The 16,797-nt window shown below is 68.9% G+C and carries 16 protein-coding genes; 9 read left to right on the top strand and 7 right to left on the bottom strand.

What is annotated here, in order from left to right:
• The first annotated feature begins 16 nt into the window (after positions 1 to 16).
• The 6 genes from ACYVL2_RS09065 to ACYVL2_RS09090 all read left to right on the top strand — a co-directional run bounded on the left by ACYVL2_RS09065 (position 17) and on the right by ACYVL2_RS09090 (position 6,291).
• Positions 17 to 1,522: an ABC transporter substrate-binding protein gene (locus ACYVL2_RS09065; RefSeq protein WP_460542407.1), complete on the top strand. Its 1,506-nt coding sequence runs from the start codon at positions 17 to 19 to the stop codon at positions 1,520 to 1,522.
• The gene (locus tag ACYVL2_RS09070; protein ID WP_460542409.1) at positions 1,519 to 2,475 is read left to right on the top strand and encodes an ABC transporter permease; all 957 of its coding nucleotides are present in this window, start codon (positions 1,519 to 1,521) and stop codon (positions 2,473 to 2,475) included. Before ACYVL2_RS09065 ends, ACYVL2_RS09070 begins: the two co-directional genes overlap by 4 nt.
• Positions 2,472 to 3,263 carry an ABC transporter permease gene (locus tag ACYVL2_RS09075; protein ID WP_460542412.1) on the top strand — a complete coding sequence of 264 codons (792 nt, stop codon included), beginning with the start codon at positions 2,472 to 2,474 and terminating at the stop codon, positions 3,261 to 3,263. Before ACYVL2_RS09070 ends, ACYVL2_RS09075 begins: the two co-directional genes overlap by 4 nt.
• The gene (locus ACYVL2_RS09080) at positions 3,260 to 4,765 is read left to right on the top strand and encodes an ABC transporter ATP-binding protein (protein WP_460542414.1); all 1,506 of its coding nucleotides are present in this window, start codon (positions 3,260 to 3,262) and stop codon (positions 4,763 to 4,765) included. The genes ACYVL2_RS09075 and ACYVL2_RS09080 overlap by 4 nt, the downstream gene beginning before the upstream one ends.
• Before the next feature lie 80 nt (positions 4,766 to 4,845).
• Positions 4,846 to 5,700, top strand: coding sequence for a DUF6039 family protein (locus ACYVL2_RS09085; RefSeq protein ID WP_460542416.1), 855 nt, complete (start codon positions 4,846 to 4,848; stop codon positions 5,698 to 5,700).
• Between the two features lie 63 nt (positions 5,701 to 5,763).
• Entirely contained in the window at positions 5,764 to 6,291 is a 528-nt protein-coding gene (locus ACYVL2_RS09090) for a DUF1697 domain-containing protein (protein ID WP_460542418.1), read from the top strand.
• Positions 6,292 to 6,430: 139 nt separating this feature from the next.
• Here the strand turns inward: ACYVL2_RS09090 and ACYVL2_RS09095 are convergent, their stop codons facing one another.
• From ACYVL2_RS09095 to ACYVL2_RS09110, 4 genes are all read right to left on the bottom strand, one after another.
• On the bottom strand, positions 6,431 to 7,285 hold the full coding sequence (locus tag ACYVL2_RS09095) for a carbohydrate ABC transporter permease (RefSeq protein ID WP_460542420.1): 855 nt from the start codon (positions 7,283 to 7,285) through the stop codon (positions 6,431 to 6,433).
• Positions 7,282 to 8,133: a carbohydrate ABC transporter permease gene (locus ACYVL2_RS09100; RefSeq protein ID WP_460542422.1), complete on the bottom strand. Its 852-nt coding sequence runs from the start codon at positions 8,131 to 8,133 to the stop codon at positions 7,282 to 7,284. The genes ACYVL2_RS09095 and ACYVL2_RS09100 overlap by 4 nt, the downstream gene beginning before the upstream one ends.
• 148 nt (positions 8,134 to 8,281) lie before the next feature.
• Positions 8,282 to 9,613: an ABC transporter substrate-binding protein gene (locus tag ACYVL2_RS09105; RefSeq protein WP_460542424.1), complete on the bottom strand. Its 1,332-nt coding sequence runs from the start codon at positions 9,611 to 9,613 to the stop codon at positions 8,282 to 8,284.
• A gap of 61 nt (positions 9,614 to 9,674) precedes the next feature.
• Positions 9,675 to 11,294, bottom strand: coding sequence for an FAD-dependent oxidoreductase (locus ACYVL2_RS09110; RefSeq protein WP_460542426.1), 1,620 nt, complete (start codon positions 11,292 to 11,294; stop codon positions 9,675 to 9,677).
• A 118-nt stretch (positions 11,295 to 11,412) separates the two neighbouring features.
• On the opposite strand from ACYVL2_RS09110, the gene ACYVL2_RS09115 reads away from it, so the two are divergent.
• Positions 11,413 to 12,153, top strand: coding sequence for a helix-turn-helix transcriptional regulator (locus ACYVL2_RS09115; protein WP_460542428.1), 741 nt, complete (start codon positions 11,413 to 11,415; stop codon positions 12,151 to 12,153).
• 8 nt (positions 12,154 to 12,161) lie between these two features.
• Here the strand turns inward: ACYVL2_RS09115 and ACYVL2_RS09120 are convergent, their stop codons facing one another.
• Positions 12,162 to 13,364 carry an MFS transporter gene (locus tag ACYVL2_RS09120; protein WP_460542430.1) on the bottom strand — a complete coding sequence of 401 codons (1,203 nt, stop codon included), beginning with the start codon at positions 13,362 to 13,364 and terminating at the stop codon, positions 12,162 to 12,164.
• Positions 13,365 to 13,369: 5 nt separating this feature from the next.
• Positions 13,370 to 14,341, bottom strand: coding sequence for a glycosyltransferase family protein (locus tag ACYVL2_RS09125; protein WP_460542432.1), 972 nt, complete (start codon positions 14,339 to 14,341; stop codon positions 13,370 to 13,372).
• Between the two features lie 233 nt (positions 14,342 to 14,574).
• Here ACYVL2_RS09125 and ACYVL2_RS09130 point away from each other — a divergent pair, with 233 nt between their 5' ends.
• Positions 14,575 to 14,697: a hypothetical protein gene (locus ACYVL2_RS09130; protein WP_460542434.1), complete on the top strand. Its 123-nt coding sequence runs from the start codon at positions 14,575 to 14,577 to the stop codon at positions 14,695 to 14,697.
• 31 nt (positions 14,698 to 14,728) lie between these two features.
• On the opposite strand, the gene ACYVL2_RS09135 is transcribed toward ACYVL2_RS09130, so the two are convergent.
• On the bottom strand, positions 14,729 to 15,544 hold the full coding sequence (locus ACYVL2_RS09135) for an IclR family transcriptional regulator (protein ID WP_460542436.1): 816 nt from the start codon (positions 15,542 to 15,544) through the stop codon (positions 14,729 to 14,731).
• A gap of 140 nt (positions 15,545 to 15,684) precedes the next feature.
• Here ACYVL2_RS09135 and ACYVL2_RS09140 point away from each other — a divergent pair, with 140 nt between their 5' ends.
• Positions 15,685 to 16,752, top strand: coding sequence for an AraC family transcriptional regulator (locus ACYVL2_RS09140; RefSeq protein WP_460542438.1), 1,068 nt, complete (start codon positions 15,685 to 15,687; stop codon positions 16,750 to 16,752).
• The last annotated feature ends 45 nt before the right edge of the window (positions 16,753 to 16,797 follow it).

Here is a 16,797-nt window from a genome sequence, read left to right on the forward strand (position 1 = left end):
ACCGCAAAGGATCCCTATGCCTCCCAAAGCGACCGCGTTCACGCGCCGTACGCTCGTCACCACCGCCCCCATCGCCCTCGCCGCCGCGTCCTGCTCCTCGGCGGGCGGCTCCGGAGGCGGCGACACCGCCCCCACCACCATGCGCATCGGCGTGGCCGACGCCACCGGCATCGACGGCGTCAACCCGCTCCAGGCCAGCGCCGGCGCCAGCCAGATCGTCGTCCGGCACCTGTACGACTCCCTCATGGTCCTCGAAGAGGGCGAGTACCGGTACGAACTGGCCGAGACCGTCGAGCCCAACGACGACGCGACCGTCTGGACCATCGTCATCCGCGACGACGCGGAGTTCCACGACGGCTCGCCGGTCACCGCCGCCGACGTCGCCTTCAGCCTCACGGCCCTGGCCGGGCCCGACAGCAACCGCGCGTCGGTGTACGCCGCCCTCGCGCCCGACGGCGTGAGCGCCGTCGACGACCGCACCGTCGAGGTCGCCCTCGCCCAGCCCCGCGCCGACTTCCGCGAATCGGTCCTGGTCGTCTACTCCCCCGTGTTCCCCGACGGCACCACCGACTTCACCGACCCGATCGGATCGGGCCCCTACCGCTACGAGGACAGCGACGAGCAGACCGTCCGACTCACCGCCGTCGCCGGCCACTGGCGCGGCACCGGGCCCGACACGCTCGAGATCCTCCGGATCAGCGACCCGACCGCCCGCCTCAACGCGCTCGTCGGCGACCAGATCGACTACGGCGTCGGCCTCGGCGCCGCCGGTGCGCGCACCGTCGCCGACGACCCCGACGTCGAGGTCCTCCCCGGCGACCTGTCCACCGCCTACGCGCTCGCGTTCAGCATGAACCAGCGGCTCGCCCCGTTCGACGACGCGCGGGTGCGCCGAGCCGTCCGGCTCGCCGCCGACCGCGAGGCCATGCTCGAGGCCGCGCTCCACGGCTACGGCGAGACCGCCGACGACGTCGTCGGGGCCGGGCTGCCCGGCTACGCCGACCTCGAACCGCGGCAGCGCGACATCGACACTGCCCGCGACCTGTTCGCCGACGCCGGCGTCACCGAGCTGACCCTCACCACCGCCGAAGTCGTGCCCGGCATGACCGCCGCGTCGCAGGTCCTCAAGCAGAACCTCGAGGAGGCCGGGGTGACGCTGCAGCTCGACGAGATCCCGGCCGACACCTACTACGCCGACCTCGCCGCGCTGGCGACCCGTCCGTTCCAGGCGTTCTACTACGCGAACCGGCCCGCGGCCGTGCACCTGGCCGCGACCACGCACGAGCAGGCGCCGTTCAACGTCACCGGCACCGGCTCCGACCACTGGAGCGCGCTGGCCGAGGCCCAGACCCTCGTCGACGACGACGCGCGCGAGGCGGCCTTCGAGGCGATGCAGCGGGAGTTCTACGAGGAGGGCGGCGATCTGCTGTGGGCCTTCTCGTACCAGCTCGACGCGGCGCGGAGCGGCACCACCGGAGTCGTCATCAGCCAAGGCGTGCCCCTGTTCACCGGCGCCGCATGACCCTGCGCACCGTTCTGGCCGTCGCCGCCCGCATCGGGGCGGCGGCGCTCACTCTGCTCGCGGTCTCCTTCGTGCTCTTCGTCGCCGTCGAAGCGCTCCCCGGAGACCCGGCGCAGACCGTGCTCGGCGTCGACGCCTCAGCGCAGCAGCGCGAGCTGTGGCGCCGGGAATGGAACCTCGACCGGCCGCTGCCGCAGCGGTACGCGGACTGGCTCTCCGGCGTCCTGCACGGGGACCTGGGCATCAGCATGATCACCCGGCGGCCGGTCGCCGACGAGATCGGCGCTCCCCTGTACTACACGACGGTGCTGGTGGCGTTCTCGTTCGCGCTCGCGCTCGTCGTCTCCCTGGCCTGCGGCATCGCCGCCGGGCTGCGGACGGGCGGGCGCGGCGACCGCCTGCTCTCGGGCGCGGCGGTCGTCATCATCGCCGTCCCGCAGTTCGTCATCGCCGTGATGCTGACGGCCGTCTTCGCCATCGCGCTCGAATGGCTCCCGGCCGTCTCGCTCATACCGCTGGGCGAGACGTGGCTCGACCGGCCCGAGATACTGGTCCTGCCGGTGCTGACATTGGGCAGCTTCGGCGCCGCCTGGGCCACCCGCATGGTCCGCGCCGCCGTGTCGAACGCCGACGGCCCCAACGTGGAGGCCGCCCGGCTCGCGGGCCTCCCGGCCGGCCGCGTCATACGGCGGCACCTGCTGCCGAACACCGCCCCCACGCTGGCGCAGGCCTACGCGTGGCTCCTGGCGGGCCTGTTCGCGGCGACCACCGTCGTCGAGCGGGTGTTCAACTACCCCGGCCTGTCGAAACTGCTGCTCTCCTCCATCCGCAACCACGACTTCCCCGTGCTCGAGGCGATCGGCCTGGTCTTCTCCATCATCGTCATCGCCGCGCTGCTCACCGCCGACCTGCTGGGTTACGTGTTCAACCCGCGAGCCAGGACCGAACCATGAAGGCCGCCAAGCGACTCACCGCCGCGGCGCTCTACGCTCCGGTCCTCGCCGTCCTCGCCTTCGCGCTGGCCGGCCCCTCCACGGTCTCCCGGCCCACCGACATCGTCGCCGCCCCGCTCTCGCCGCCGAGCGGCGCGCTCCCGCTCGGAGCCGACCACATGGGCCGCGACGTCTGGGCGATGCTCCTGGCCGGCGGCCGCGAACTGGTCCTCATACCGGTCTTCGCCGTCGCCTTGACCGTGCTCATAGGAACGGCCACCGGGATGGCCGCCGGCTACTTCGGCGGCGTCGTCGACTCGGTCATCTCGCGTGTGGACACCGTGGCGCTGTCGATCCCGGTGGTGCTGTTCATGCTGCTCCTGCTGCACAACCGCGGCTACTCGGCGGTGACGATGACCCTCATCGTCCTGTTCGCCAGCGTCCCGTTCGTCTCGCGCCTGGCCAGAGCCGCGACCGTCCACGTCGCCCGCAGCGACTACGTCGAGCAGGCCACCGCCACCGGGTCGGGCCCGATGCGGACCATGACCGTCGAGATCGCCCCCGCCGTCCTCGCCCCCGTCCTCGCCGACGCGGGCACGCGCCTCAGCGTCGCCGTCGGCCTCACCGCCACCGCCGGGTTCCTCGGCTTCACCGACAGCGACCCGAACTGGGGCCGGATGATCAACGACAACATCGCCGGGATCTCACTGAACATGTGGGCCTCCCTCGCCCCGTCGATCCTGCTGGTCATCCTCGCCATCGGCGCGAACTACCTGCTGGACGACATCACCAGGAGGTTCGTCAATTGATCGACGTCAGCTCCCTGACCGTCACCGCCGGAGACGGCCCCGTGCTCGAAGACGCGACGCTCCACGTCGACGCCGGTGAGCGCATCGCCCTCGTCGGCCGCTCCGGGGCCGGCAAGACCACCCTCGCGCTCAGCCTGCTCGGCCACCTCCGCTCGGGGATGCGGCTGGAAGCCGGCCACGTCGAGTGCCGCGGGCGGCGGCCCTTCTCCATGACCCGCAAGGAACTGCGCGCCTACCGGCGCGACGTCACCGCGTACCTGCCGCAGGACCCCACCATCTCCCTGACGCCCACGATGCGCCTGCGCGACCAGCTCACCGAACTGTCCGAGAAGAAGCGCACGACCGAGGAGCTGCTGCGGCGGCTCGCCGAAGTGGGACTGCCGGGCGACCCCGGCATGCTGCGGCGGTTCCCGCACCAGCTCTCGGGCGGGCAGCGGCAGCGGCTCGCGCTCGCCCGCGCGCTTTCCGGCGACCCCGCGGTCCTCGTCCTCGACGAGCCGACGACCGGGCTCGACGCGGTCACGCGGAGCCTCATCGTCGAACTCGTCGACGACGTCGTGCGGCGGCGCGGCCTGACCTCGGTGATCGTGACCCACGACCGCGAAGTCTGCGACCAGCTCGCCGACCGCACCGTCACCTTGGAGAACGGCCGGATCACCACCGGAGACGACCTGGCGGCCCCGCTGCCGCGCCTCCCGGCGCCAGTGCGCGCCGATTCGGGGACCGCCGACGCCGAACCGGTGCTCGAGGCCCGCGACGTCACCGCGTTCCGAGGCCAAGGGGCCGACCGGTACCCGGTGGTACTCGACGTGAGCCTCGAACTGGCAGGCGCCGAGAGCGTCGGCCTCGTCGGCGCCTCCGGCAGCGGGAAGACCACGCTCGCGCGAACGCTGGCGGGCCGCCACTCGGCCTGCTCGGGCACCCTGCGGCTGGGCGGCGAAACCATGCCGCTCGGCGCCGGACCGATCACGTCGATACAGCTGATACCGCAGGACGCCACCGCCTCGCTCAATCCGCGCCACTCCATCGGCTCCACATTGGCGGCCCCGCTGCGCAAACTGCGGGGGCTCCGCGGCCGCGCGGTCCGCACCGAGGTCGTCCGGCTGCTCGGCTCCGTCGGGCTGCCCGAGGCGATCGCCCACCGCAGGTCCGCGGAGCTGTCAGGGGGCCAGTGCAGAAGAGTCGCCATCGCCCGCGCCCTCGCGTGCGACCCGCGGGTGCTGCTGTGCGACGAGATCACCTCCGACCTGGACCCGGAGACCCAGGACTCGGTCATGGCGCTGCTCTCGGACCTGCGCGCCGAATTCGGCACGGCCGTCCTCATGGTCACCCACGACCTCGACCTCATCGCCCGGTACACCGACCGGCTCCTCGTCCTCCACGAGGGACGGATCTCCGAGTCGGGGCCGACCGAACGAGTCATGGCCTCGCCGAGCAACCCGTGGACCCGCTACCCGGGAGCGCCGCCCGAAGGCGACAGCGCCGCGCACGCCGTCCGGTGATCAATCTTGGCTATTCGCGCGCCCCGCACCGGGCCATGATGAAGCCGCCTGTCCCCCACCCAGAATGCGAGGCGCACGACATGCCGCACACCGCAGCCGAACAATCGGCGGTCCCAGCGGAGCAACTGCTCAACTCGGCGACCGCCGGCTTCCTCGTCCACCGCGCCGGCCAGATCAAGTACGAGTTCCGCGGCGAAGCGACCGCGTTCGCCCGCGAGCTGGTCTCCTTCATCAACCCCGCCCACGCCGGCCACGTGTCGGTGTTCCTCTACGAAGAGGTCTTCGGCGACACCGACCGGCTCCACTGGATGCTCCACATGAACCGGCCCGACGACTACGGCCGCCTGCTCGACATGGTCGACCACGACAAGAAGTGGCAGGAGATCGCCGACATGGACCGCCTGCCGACCAAGGGCGGCGGCGGCTGGGAACGCATGTTCGTCGAGCGCGGCATCCAGGAGACGGTCATGTGCCCCCAGCACGGCCTGGGACACGGCGAACCCGACGAGGCCGCGTTCCAGCCGCCCGCGCGCCACCAGACCGTGCTGCCGTACGACCAGCTGCTGCACACCGCCAACGCGCCGCTGATCCTGCACCGCACGCTCAACGCCGCCTACGCGCTCCGCGAGGAGGCGCGCCTGTTCTGCTACGAATGGGCCGCCAAGGTCACCGAACTGCTCGCCGGCGAGGCCACCGCGTTCCTCTACGAGGAGATGTGGGGGCAGCAGGACCGGCTGCACCTGCTCGTCCACGCCCGCGACTGGGACACCCTCGACCGGGCCCGCGCGCTCGAACGCGACCACGAGGAGATGCGCGAGCTGCTCGCCCGCGACTGGATCCCCAAGTTCAAGGGCGGCGGCACCTGGGAAGGGCTCATCCTCGACGGCTCCATCACCGAGACCGTCCTGCGCCCGGTCGCGCCGCCGCAGGACTGACCGGCCGACGGCGCGAGGGGCACCGCGCGCCGTCGGACCGCGGCGCTTCGCTACCATCCCGTTATGACGCGAATGGTGGCCATGTTGCGCGGTGTCAACGTCAGTGGGAAGAACAAGCTCCCGATGTCCGAATTCCGAAGCGTCCTCGGCGAGCTCGGCTTCGCGAACGTCGCGACCTACATCCAGTCCGGCAACGCCGTCTTCGACTCGGACCTGAGCAGCGCGCAGGTCGCCGAGACCGTGCGCACCGCGCTGGCCGACCGCTTCGACATCGAGACCCCGGTGATCGTCCGGACCGCCGAGGAGCTGGAGGCGATCCTGGCCGCCGACCCGTTCGCCGGGCGCGACCTCGATCCGTCCAAGGTCATCGTCAGCCTCTTGGCGGATCCGGCCCCCGAGACCCTGTCGGTCCCCGACGGCCGGCCCGAGGAGGCCCACACGCTCGGCCGGGAAGTGTGGGTGTACTACCCCACCGGCATCGGCAAGAGCAAGCTCGACCGGACCCCGTTCTGGAAGCCGTTGGGCAAGGCGGCCGTGACCGCCCGGAACCTGCGCACGGTCCAGAAACTCCGCGACATGGCCCGCCAGTGACATGCCGTCCTCATCGGACGGAGCGCCGATCGGTCTCGAGCACCTCTCGCGCAGCGCCCGACCCGAGATGACCGCGACCGAGTGGCCCTCGGCGTCGAGTCCCGACCGGTCCGGTGGAGTCGACATTCTGTCGCTCTCCTTACTTGACGGCTCCGGCGGTGAGGCCGGAGATCACCTGGCGTTGCAGGATCAGGAAGATGCAGATCGGTACCAGCATCACCAGCGTCGCCCCGGTGATCGCGGCGGTGACGTTGAAGCCGAACTGCGACTTGAATCCGGCCAGTGCCAGTTGGACATTCCGGTTCTCCTGCGACACCAGCAGGAGGTTCGCGAAGAAGAACTCGTTCCAGATGTTCACGAAGGCCACGACCGCGGCTGTCGCCAGGGCGGGCCGGGTCAGTGGCAGCACCACGCGGAAGAGTGTGGTGAAGTACCCGGCGCCGTCGATCATCGCCGCTTCCTCCAGTTCGGGCGGTGTCGAGACGAGGAACGCTCGGAGCACGACGAAGGTGAACGGGAACTGCAGGGCCGAGTAGAAGATCACCATCCCCAGGCGGGAGTCGAACATCCCCAGCTCACGGACGACGAAGAACACCGGTGTCGCCAAGCCCACCAGCGGCAGGGCCAGCGCCAGCGAGAACAGGGCCACCAGCGCGTTGCGGCCGATGAACGCGTACCGGGCCAGCGGGTAGGCGGCCAGGAACGCTGCACTCAGCGCGCCCAGGGTCCCGAATCCCGCGTAGACGAGGGTGTTCAGCAGATAGTCATGGAGATGAATCTGCGTGAAGACGTCGGAGAATCCCTGGAACGTGAACGGCGAGGGCCAGAAGCCTTCCCCGCTGAAGATCTGATTGCCGGTCTTGAAGCTCGAGGCCATCACCCAGACCGTCGGCGTCAGCGACAGCAGCGCCACGGCGCCGAGGAATCCGTAGATCAGCGCGTATGCCCACACGGAACGGCGCGCGGTAGTGGTGGTTTCGACTGCACTGGTCATAGCGCTCGCTCCCCGATTCGGAACACGCGTCGTACGGTCACGATCAACGCAAGGCCGATGACGATGATGACCGAGCCGATCGCGTTGGCGTAGCCCCATTCACCGCTGAGGTAGGCCCGGTAGGCGTACAGCGCCAGTGTCGCGGTTTCGTCGTCGGGTCCTCCGGCGGTCAGAATGAACACCAGGTCGAACATGCCGATGTCCACCAGCAGGCGGATGAGGATCGCGGTCCCGATGACGTTGCGCAGCAATGGCAGGGTGATGCGCGTGAGTTGCTGCCAGGTCGAGGCTCCGTCGACTGAGGCGGCCTCGTACAGCTCATTCGGGATCGAGGCGATTTCGGCCATCACCAGCACGACGACGAACCCGATGATGAACACGAACGTCCCGGCGACGGCCCATCGTGCTGTGGCGGTGTCGAAGAGCCAGTCCCGGTCGCCGGGCATCCCCAGCGCGCCGAGGAGGTTGTTCAGCAGCCCCGACCTGGGGTTGTAGAACATAGAGAAGATGACGGCATAGGCCGCGCCCGAGATCACGAACGGTATGAAGATGACCGTGCGCAGTGCCCGCCATCCGGGTGGCCGCAGCGCGAGCACCATGCCGACGGCGACGCCGAGCGGGACCTGGATGAACACCGATGCGGCAGCGTAGAACAGCGTGTTGCCGAAGGCTTTGAAGAACACCGGGTCGTCGAACATCCGCCGGTAGTTCTCCAGGCCCGTCCACGTGAAATCGAGGCCTCCCCATCGCGAGAACGCGGTGGCGGTCAAGACGATGAACGGCACCAGGAAGAAGGCGCCGAACAGGATGGCTCCGGGCAGCAGCGACACCGCGACCGGTCCGCGCATACCCCGTGGGATTCTCGTCCCGGAGCCGCGCCTCGCCGGTCGTTTCGGTCGTCTGCCGGTTGCGGGCCGGCCGGCCGCCGCGCCCCGCCGGTAGGCGGGGGCGGGGCGCGGCGGCCGGAGAGCGGTGGAAGCACTCATCGTCGTTCGCCTACATCCCGTTCGACGTGGACTCGTCGGTCAGGCGCTGCAGGAACTCGTCGGTGTTCATGTCTCCCTGCACATACGCGGGCCAGAGGTTCTTCCAGGACGTGTCGAGCCCGGCCGGGCCGTGGACGCGCGCGTGCGGGTAGCGGTACGTCAGCTCGGCGGCTTCCGCGATGAGGCCGGCCGACAGCGGTTCCAGGTCCGCCGCTTCGATCGCCGCGGTGTCGACTTTCACCGGCGGGTTGGCGCCCGTCTCCTGCGCCTGCGTGAGGGCCTCCTCCTCGGAGGTCATGAACTTGACGAACGCATTGACCGCCTCGAGTTTCCGCTCGTCGGTCGCGCCGGAGACCCAGCCGGCGCCGGAGACGACCACTGTGCCCTGGTCGCCTTCGGTCCAGCCCGGTGAGGGCGCGTAGCCGGTGCGCTCGTACAAGCCCGGTGCGGCCGCGTCGGTCTTGAGGTTGGTCTTGACGAACCAGGGCCCGTTCGCGACCATCGCCGCCTCCTCGGTCAGATAAGGAGCGGCCGCGTTCTGGAAGTCGCCGGAGAACGCGTCGGAGTTGACGTAGCCGGCTGCGTGCCAGTCTCGCAGGCGCTCGGTCGCTCGGACCACCGCGGGATACTCGCCCCAGTCGTCCGATTGGGCGACTCCTTCGTTCAAGAACTCCGCGCCGTCCGATTTGGTGCCGATGAGGTTGGCCCACATGAGTTTCGTCGCCCAGTCGCCGTCCATGGCGATGGCGATCTTGCCCTGCTGCTCGAGTTCGGCGGCCAGATCCTCGAACTCGTCCCAGGTGGTCGGGAACTCGTCGTATCCGGCCGCTTCGAGGAGCTCGGAGTTGTAGTAGATCCCGATCGCGTCGCGCTGCTGCGGTATGGCCCAGATCTGGCCGTCCGAGCCGGTCAACGCGTCGAACGCCTCGTCCTGGAAGGTCTCGGCCCACTCGCCGTCCGCTTCGAGGTCCGGGGTGAAGTCGTGCAGCCTGCCGGTTTCCTGCATCGCCTTGATCTCGCCGGAGTTGAGCTGGAATACATCGGGCAGGTCGCCCGCGAGCGCGAGCCGCTGGTAGTACTGCAGGCGGTCGGCGCTGGATCCGGCGTTCGGGTTCTCGATCATCTCAATCCGGTACCGTCCGGCGAATTCCTCGTTGAACCGCAGCGCCGCCTCGTAGTTGTACTGCAGGAACGGATCGGTCGGGCTCTCCTGGCAGGTGGCGCAGGTGATCACCACCTCGCCCGAGTCGGCGGTGTCCGAACCGGAGCCGCATCCGGCGGCCATCGCCAGCAGCGCAGCTGCCCCAGCTGTCACCGCTGTTGTCGTTCTGGCCTTGCTCATGACGTCATCTCCTTTGATGATCTGTTGTGAATGAAGGGTTCGTCGCTGTATGCGGTTGTCGTCAGTAGCCGGCGACTCGCGGCCAGTGCCGCTCCACGCCGGCCTCGTCCAGTTCACTGGTGAAGTCGGCCAGCAGTGCCTCGTCGGATCGGACCTTCCGGGGAGTGACCTTGCGCTGTGCGCAGAAGGCGACCAGGTGACCGGTGACCTCACCGATGTTCCACTCCACCAGCGGCATGCGGTAGGCGCCATTGGTGATGTGGGTGGTGCCGATGTTCTTCGCTCCCGGCAGCAGGTTCTCGACGCGCACCGGGATCAGCGCGCCCAGTGGCAGCTCGAACGGGCAGCAGCCGATGTCGATGTACGGGTCGCCTCCGGTCGAGGGGTGCAGGTCGATCCGGTACATGCCCACTCCGACGCTGTCGGGGTGTGCGACCGCGCCGGCATCGCCCCGCACCGCGAGGGAGAGCTCTTGCTCCACGACCGTGTGCTCGGCACTGATGCGGCGGGACTCCCTGATGTACAGCGATTTCGCCAGGCCGTCGTCGGTGTCGCCGACGACGTCGCCGCGCAGTCGCAGCCCCGGCCAGCCGGTGCCGCCGTCGGGCCGGGGCGCCTCGGTCTGCAGCCAGTACAGGAACGAACGGCTCAGTTCCCGAGCGGCCCGGACATGGTCGTCGGCTTCCGGTGTGCCGAAGACCGGGCCGCCCCAATAGTCCATCTGCGGCCAGTTGACCAGGGTGATGTCGCTCGGATACGCCCCCGGCCGGAAGTACTTCCGGGCCGCGATCCGCCGGAACGTCCACAGGTTCCGGTCCATCGAGCCGACGCGCTGATCGGCGTAGTCGGGCCGGATCGCCGCTGGATCGTCGTCGGGATTGGGCCAGAACTGGTGCTGGACCGTCCGGCGCGTCTTGGGGTGCGGGGCGGTGAACGAGAGCTGGCCGTTCGGCCAGTCGACGGCCCGGGCGGCCTTGAACTTCTCGTAGCCCTCCGGCCTGTCGATGGTGTGGTCTTCTCCTGTCCGGTGGTCAAGCGCGAAGCACACCGACACCGGCTGCATGTTGAGCGGGTCGGCCTCGTCGGCGGCGTGGGGTTCACCGGTCTCGCGCTGCGCCTCGGCACCGGTGACGTGCTCCACGCCGGCCAACGGCAGCAGTTCGCCGGTTTCGCTCGCGTCGACGACCCACTGCGCGGTGATCACCGTCGGATCGCCGGTCCGCCTGCTTCGCACCGTCACGGCCGTGACGCGGTCCCCGTCGGTTTCGGCGGCGACGGGCTCGTGCTCCATGAGGATGCGCAGCTGCCCGGAGCCCCGGAGCGGTGCCACCATGCCTTCGAGCACGGCCACCGTCACCCGCGGCTCGTGGCACAGGTCGGAGACTTTCGCGCCGCCGGGATTGAACGCCCGCCGTTGCATCGCGGCGTCGGTCAGGGGGTAGTACCGCCGGTAGTACTCGCGCACCGCGTTCCGATATGCGCGGTAGGTCGCCGTGCTGCCGAACTGCTCGATCCACACGTGCTCGTCCGGCGGCACCGCCTGGGCGGTCAGCACGCCGCCCAGCCAGTCAGTCGGCTCGGTGAGCGTCACGCGGATGCCGCGGCGGGCGGCGGACACGGCGGCCATGACGCCGCCGACGCCGCCCCCTACTACCAGGAGCTGTGTCTCAGTTTCACTCATGCGGATATGACACCAGTATTCAACCACTATTTACATAGCTGTAATACACTGATCTGTGTCCCAGTTTGATGCCCACGCGCGTCGCCTCCGCATTGCGGACGCGACGGCGAGACAGCTCGTGCAGCCCGCCGGTTCCAGTATCGGGCCCCGGCGCCAGCAGGAGATCCAGCTCATGCTGATCCATTCGGGGTCAATGAGCCTGCGCGTCGATGACGGTGCCCCCCGCCATGTCTCCGCAGGCCAGATATGCCTCCTCCTGCCCGGCCACACCGAGGAGATCAGGTTCGACGAGCACACCGACACCAGTGAAACGCTGGTCCGGGGCCGGATGGAGCACTCGACCGAGCAGATGCGCGCCTGGCTCGAATCGCTCCGGCCCACCAGAACGCTTTCGTCCGCCCTGACCTACCTGGCTCGTGAAGCCGTCACCACCGAGCAGACCAGACTCACCGCCGACGGAGCGCTGGTGGATGCGCTCGCCACGGCGCTGCTGTGGAGATTCATCGCGGAGTTCAAGAACCTGCCCGCCGCACTGCCCGGGTCGATCGAGGACGCCCGCCTGTTCATCCACACGCACCTCGAACAGCCGATCACCCTCCACGACATCGCCCGATCCGCGTCGGTTACCCCGGCCCACCTGGTCCGGATGTTCCGCGCCCACATGGACACCACGCCGATCCGATATCTCTGGGACCGCCGCATCTCCCTCGGTGTCGAACTGCTGACCTCGACGGGGCTCCCGGTCGGCTCCATCGCCACCCGCTGCGGTTTCAAGACGAGTTTCCACTTCGCCAGGAAGATCAAGGAAGCCACCGGCCTCTCTCCCACGGAGCTGCGGACGTCCACTTCGCGCGCCTGACCCGCCGCTCACCCGCGCCTCTTGAGCCCGAGCAGTGCGACACCGGCGACGACGATCCCTGCGCCGCCCATCGCCACATGCGGACCGGAGACGGTCGATGCCCACCCGCCGAGCACGCCCCCCAGCGGGTAGCCGACACCGTAGGCGGCCATGCGGGCGGCCGTGTTCACTCGCGATCTGAGCCGATCGGGAGTGGTGAGCTGCCGCCACACCACCGTCGCCAGCACGACCGAGAGATAACCGAAACCCCAGATCGCGGTCGCGGCGAGCGCCACCGGAACGGCCGTCGTGAACGCGCACGCGAGTGCGCCGATCGCGGCGAACCACATGGCCGCGAACGCGACCGAACGATCGCTCGTCCTGCGGGTCGCTGCGGGGACGAGGACGGTGGCCGACAGGCCCCCGACCGCCCAAGCCATGAAGAGCAATCCCGCGGTGCCGCCGTCCACCGGAGCATCGAGCCGTCGGACCGCCCAGGGGACCACCTGGGACACGAACACCCCTTGGCTGACCGTGACCGCGACGCCGAGCAGGATGGTCGATCGCGCGCTTGGAGACGCCACCAGCCAGCGTGCGCCGTCGAGTATGTCGCGATGAAGGCCCTGAGGAGTCCCCGGTTCGGGGCTTCCGCGCGGCAGGCGCCCCGCGCGGAAGCAGCAGTATGCCAAGGCCGAAGCGGCGGCGCCGATGGCCACGGTGGACGAGGGCGGCAAAAGCGCCGACATCGCGCCGACGAGGCCGGGTCCCACCATTTCCACGATGCTGCTCGTGGCGAACAGCAGCGCCGTCACCGCGGCCAGTCGGCCGGGAGGCGCCAAGGCGGGCACCAGGCCGAAGTTGGCCGCGTCCGCGAAGACGAACGCCGTACGCGCGACGGTCACCGCAGCGACGATGTGCAGCGGTGCGAGCCGATCGAGCAACGCGGCGATCGGAACCGTCCCCACCGCCAACGCGGTGATCAGCTCACAGGACCGGAGTACGAGTGCCCGGTCCGTCCGATCCGCGACGGCTCCAGCCACCGACCCGAGCGTCAGATACGGAACGCCCTGGACGGCCACCAGTGCCGAGACCCAAAGGGGCGACGAAGTCAGCTGGAAAACGGCCATCGGCGTGGCGACCAGGACCACGGACGCGGCGGTCAGGGACAGCACTCGTCCCAGCCAGTACCACCGCAGCGCCCGGTCGCCAAGCAGCCGGACCCATTCCGACATGGAGGTCAGGCAGCGGCCAGCGCGTGGAGTCGAACGCCCGCGGCCGGATCGATCGTCTCCCTGGGGTCGATGAGGCCGAGGCTGCGACCGGTTTGGAGCACTCGCTGCGAGAACTCGACATTCGCCTCTCGTGCTTGGTCGAGCGCATCCGGCGACGGTCGCGCGTTCTCGACGGCGACGAGCCAGTCGGCCTGGCTCGCATACGAGATCGGCCACCGGAAGCCGTGGAACCGCGTGGAGTTCGGCGCGACCGCCACCGCGCCCCGGCCGAGCATTATCGCCCAGTACAGGGCGTGGTAGGAGTTCGACACCACGACCTTCGCCGACGCGAGCCGGGTCAGCGTTTCCAGGAGGTCTTCGGTGTTGTTGGTGATGTGCTCGAACTCGATTCCCTCGGCCAGTGCCTGCGTCGTGTCGATGCCCCGCTCGTAGTGGTTGAGGACGACGAACTCGCGCTCCGGTTCGCGCTCGCGGAGCACATCGAATGCCGGCAGCATGCAACTGGCGCACGGCACCCACGGCATTCCCGCGTTCCAGTCGCGGACGCCCACGGCATCGGCCTGCGCGAGCCATTCGGGCCAGAGCCTGGTCACGCCGTCTTTCAGCACGCGCTTGCGCCATCCGGTGGTCGGGTCGAGGTGCACTCCGGCCTGGAAGTTGTGGCCGATGCCCCACAGCGCCACCGACGCGGGCCGCTGGGCGAAGATCGACTCCACGCAGGACTCGAACCTTCCCGGTCCGACCAGGCCGCTGCCGCCGATGATGACGAGCTTCCCCTGGAGGGGGGAGTGCTTGCCCAAGTCTTGCAGCGACGCCGCTTCATACAGGCTGATCGTCCGGCCGAGACGTTCGACCCACTGGACCGATCGCCCCACCGCCGACCAGTGGTCGCCGACGTTGCGCATGTTGTTGCTCTCGCACACCGCGACAACGGACGAGTCCCTGAGCAGTTCGGTGAGCTCTCCGGTGGTTCGCATCGAAGCGGGCGTCCTCGACGCCATCGCCCCCTCTGCGTTGTCGCTGCGAGACGATGTCTCGGAATTCCTGCTGCTGCGCTTCATGTGCATGGCTGTTTTCCTCCATGGCAAGCCGGACCCGATCGAGTCGGGCCGTCGATTCGGAAGCGGGGCGTCGGCCCCTGGGAACCATCCACCTCCCTCCCGCAGGACCACGATGTCGAACTGAGGCGGGATGACAAAGGCGAACCGGTATGACTACGACGGTATTGGCGATGCCTGTGCCCGTCTGTACGCTGCGCGCCGACCTGTCGGCCGATAATTGCGGTGGCAATATGCATGTGCAGGTTTTTGAATTCGAGATGGCGGCGGCGTGACGAAGGTGGAAACCAGGACCGGACGCCGCGTTCAGTTTCCAGCGCGCGGCGGCTCTTCGAGCGTGATCGCCGGCCCCAGGATCGGGACCAGGTCGGCCAGGGCCAGTCGCAGATGCCGCTCAGCCTCGCTCCGCATTCGCTCGGGAAGGTCGATGCGCATCGCGGTGGCCAACGCGAGATTGTCAGTGGCGCGCGGTCCGGTCTGCACGATCACCCCCGAGCATGCGACATCGCTGCGGCACTGGCCGAATTCGGTGAAGACGCCCGTTTCGGCCGCCCTGCGGAGCCCGTTCTCGAGCTCGTCCGGACTGCGGACGGTCCGACTGGTGAAAGGCCGCATCCCGGATTCTTTGAGGTAGCGGTGGCGACGATGAAGCGGCATGGCTGCGAGCAGCGCCCGTCCGAGGGCGGTGGCATGGGCCGCTTGGGGCAGGCCCTCTGCGATGTCGTCCAAACGCGGGGCGCCGGTGGTCTCGCTGTGGGCGATCACCGTCAGCTGCTCATCGCGGAAGGCGGCCAGGAATACGCCGCATTCGGAATCGGTCGCGAGCTGGTCGAGAATCGGTTGGACGCGGTCGAGTCGGGCGGTCATGTCGGCAACGGGACCGAGGAGGTCCGGCAGGAAGTGGTGGCGTCCGTCGTCGCCGCGCCAGGCCCATCCGCGGCCGATGATGGTCCGCAGGTGGTGGTAGACCGTCTTCACCGGGATTCCCGACCGGCGCGCGAGCTGCTTCGCGGTGAGGCCCTGTGGGTTGCGGCTCAGATGCTCGACCAGCCGGAGCACCCGGTCTGGACTGCGGAGCGCGGGGACGTCGTCGGTCGGATCGGGGGCAGACAAGGAGGTCACTCCAAGCACCGGATGTTCGATGACATCGAGGGTTGTGACTATTCGGCTATCGCGGCAAGAACCCGCACAATTCTCACTATCTTGGTTTTGCCGCTCACGACAAGGTTGCCACGATCGGCGGTGCGACTGATAGTTGTTCCGTGGCTACAGATCCTATGTCAGGTAGGGAATCCCATGGGCACGAGGGCGAACTCGAAGAGATCCTCACCGAATATCCCATCCCGCTCGCCGAACACCAGGTCTTCAGAACCGCCGATCCCGAGCTGGCCCGTGAAGAGGTGTCTCGGCTTCTCTTTCCACACGACCTGCGTCTCGAAGACGACGGTCGCGGATTCGAGGCTTCGCTCCGCAGCGTGCGACTTCGGGCGGTGAGCCTCAACGTGCTCGCCTACGGAGTCGACGCAGAACTGATCGCCGAGCGAGCCGATGCCTCGTCCTTCATCATCGCCCACTCGCTCGTCGGATGGGCCGCCGTCGACTTCGGCGCGCAGTCAGTCACCGTGAAACCGGGGACTGCAGCGGTGTCCACGCCCGGCAATCCCATCCGCATCAGATGGGCGTGCGGGAGCGTCATGATGATCATCTGCATCGACCGCGCCGCGCTAGAGGCGGAGCTCGAAGCATGGATGGACGCCAAACCGGGCGATCCACTGGCATTCGAGCCTGCCGTCAACGCCTGGGACCTGCCGGCGGCCAGCTGGTGGTCCGCCGTCGACAACCTGGTCGAGGACCTCGACTCTTCGCAGCCATTGCTTCGCCATCCGGCCGCGGCTTCCGCGGCCGAACGCGGATTGATCGTCGGGCTGCTGCTCGCTATGCGGCACAACTACTCCAACCGTATGTGGGAGCAACCGCCACCGATCGGCCCCGCATGGCTGCAACGCGCGATCGACCTGATCGAACGCTCCCCGCATCGCCTCTGGACCGTTCCCGACCTGGCGCGAGCGTCCAATGCGAGCACTCGAGCGCTCTACGACGGCTTCCGCCGATGGCTGGGAACCACGCCCATGGAGTATCTGCGACAGGTCAGGCTGCGGCGAGCCTGGACCGAACTGCGAAGCGCCGACCCCGCTACGGGCGCCACGGTCACCGCGGTCGCCTCGCAGCTCGGGTTCACCAACCACGGGCGCTTCGCCGCCGAGTATCGACAACGTTTCGGCGAACCCCCGTCGGCGACGCTGCAGAAGAGAGGCTCCGAGGGCCCCTGACAACTCATCGCGGCGGGAGCCTCGACCACCAGGGTCACCCGCCGT

The organism is Glycomyces halotolerans (genome assembly GCF_054779575.1).

What these genes read in the sequence shown, in the direction of transcription:
- ACYVL2_RS09065 (WP_460542407.1), top strand. Translation starts at nt 17, where the DNA reads ATGCCTCCCAAAGCGACCGCGTTCACGCGCCGTACGCTCGTCACCACC.
- ACYVL2_RS09070 (WP_460542409.1), top strand. Translation starts at nt 1,519, where the DNA reads ATGACCCTGCGCACCGTTCTGGCCGTCGCCGCCCGCATCGGGGCGGCG.
- ACYVL2_RS09075 (WP_460542412.1), top strand. Translation starts at nt 2,472, where the DNA reads ATGAAGGCCGCCAAGCGACTCACCGCCGCGGCGCTCTACGCTCCGGTC.
- ACYVL2_RS09085 (WP_460542416.1), top strand. Translation starts at nt 4,846, where the DNA reads ATGCCGCACACCGCAGCCGAACAATCGGCGGTCCCAGCGGAGCAACTG.
- ACYVL2_RS09090 (WP_460542418.1), top strand. Translation starts at nt 5,764, where the DNA reads ATGACGCGAATGGTGGCCATGTTGCGCGGTGTCAACGTCAGTGGGAAG.
- ACYVL2_RS09095 (WP_460542420.1), bottom strand. Translation starts at nt 7,285, where the DNA reads ATGACCAGTGCAGTCGAAACCACCACTACCGCGCGCCGTTCCGTGTGG.
- ACYVL2_RS09100 (WP_460542422.1), bottom strand. Translation starts at nt 8,133, where the DNA reads ATGCGCGGACCGGTCGCGGTGTCGCTGCTGCCCGGAGCCATCCTGTTC.
- ACYVL2_RS09105 (WP_460542424.1), bottom strand. Translation starts at nt 9,613, where the DNA reads ATGAGCAAGGCCAGAACGACAACAGCGGTGACAGCTGGGGCAGCTGCG.
- ACYVL2_RS09110 (WP_460542426.1), bottom strand. Translation starts at nt 11,294, where the DNA reads ATGAGTGAAACTGAGACACAGCTCCTGGTAGTAGGGGGCGGCGTCGGC.
- ACYVL2_RS09120 (WP_460542430.1), bottom strand. Translation starts at nt 13,364, where the DNA reads ATGTCGGAATGGGTCCGGCTGCTTGGCGACCGGGCGCTGCGGTGGTAC.
- ACYVL2_RS09125 (WP_460542432.1), bottom strand. Translation starts at nt 14,341, where the DNA reads ATGCGAACCACCGGAGAGCTCACCGAACTGCTCAGGGACTCGTCCGTT.
- ACYVL2_RS09130 (WP_460542434.1), top strand. Translation starts at nt 14,575, where the DNA reads ATGACTACGACGGTATTGGCGATGCCTGTGCCCGTCTGTACGCTGCGC.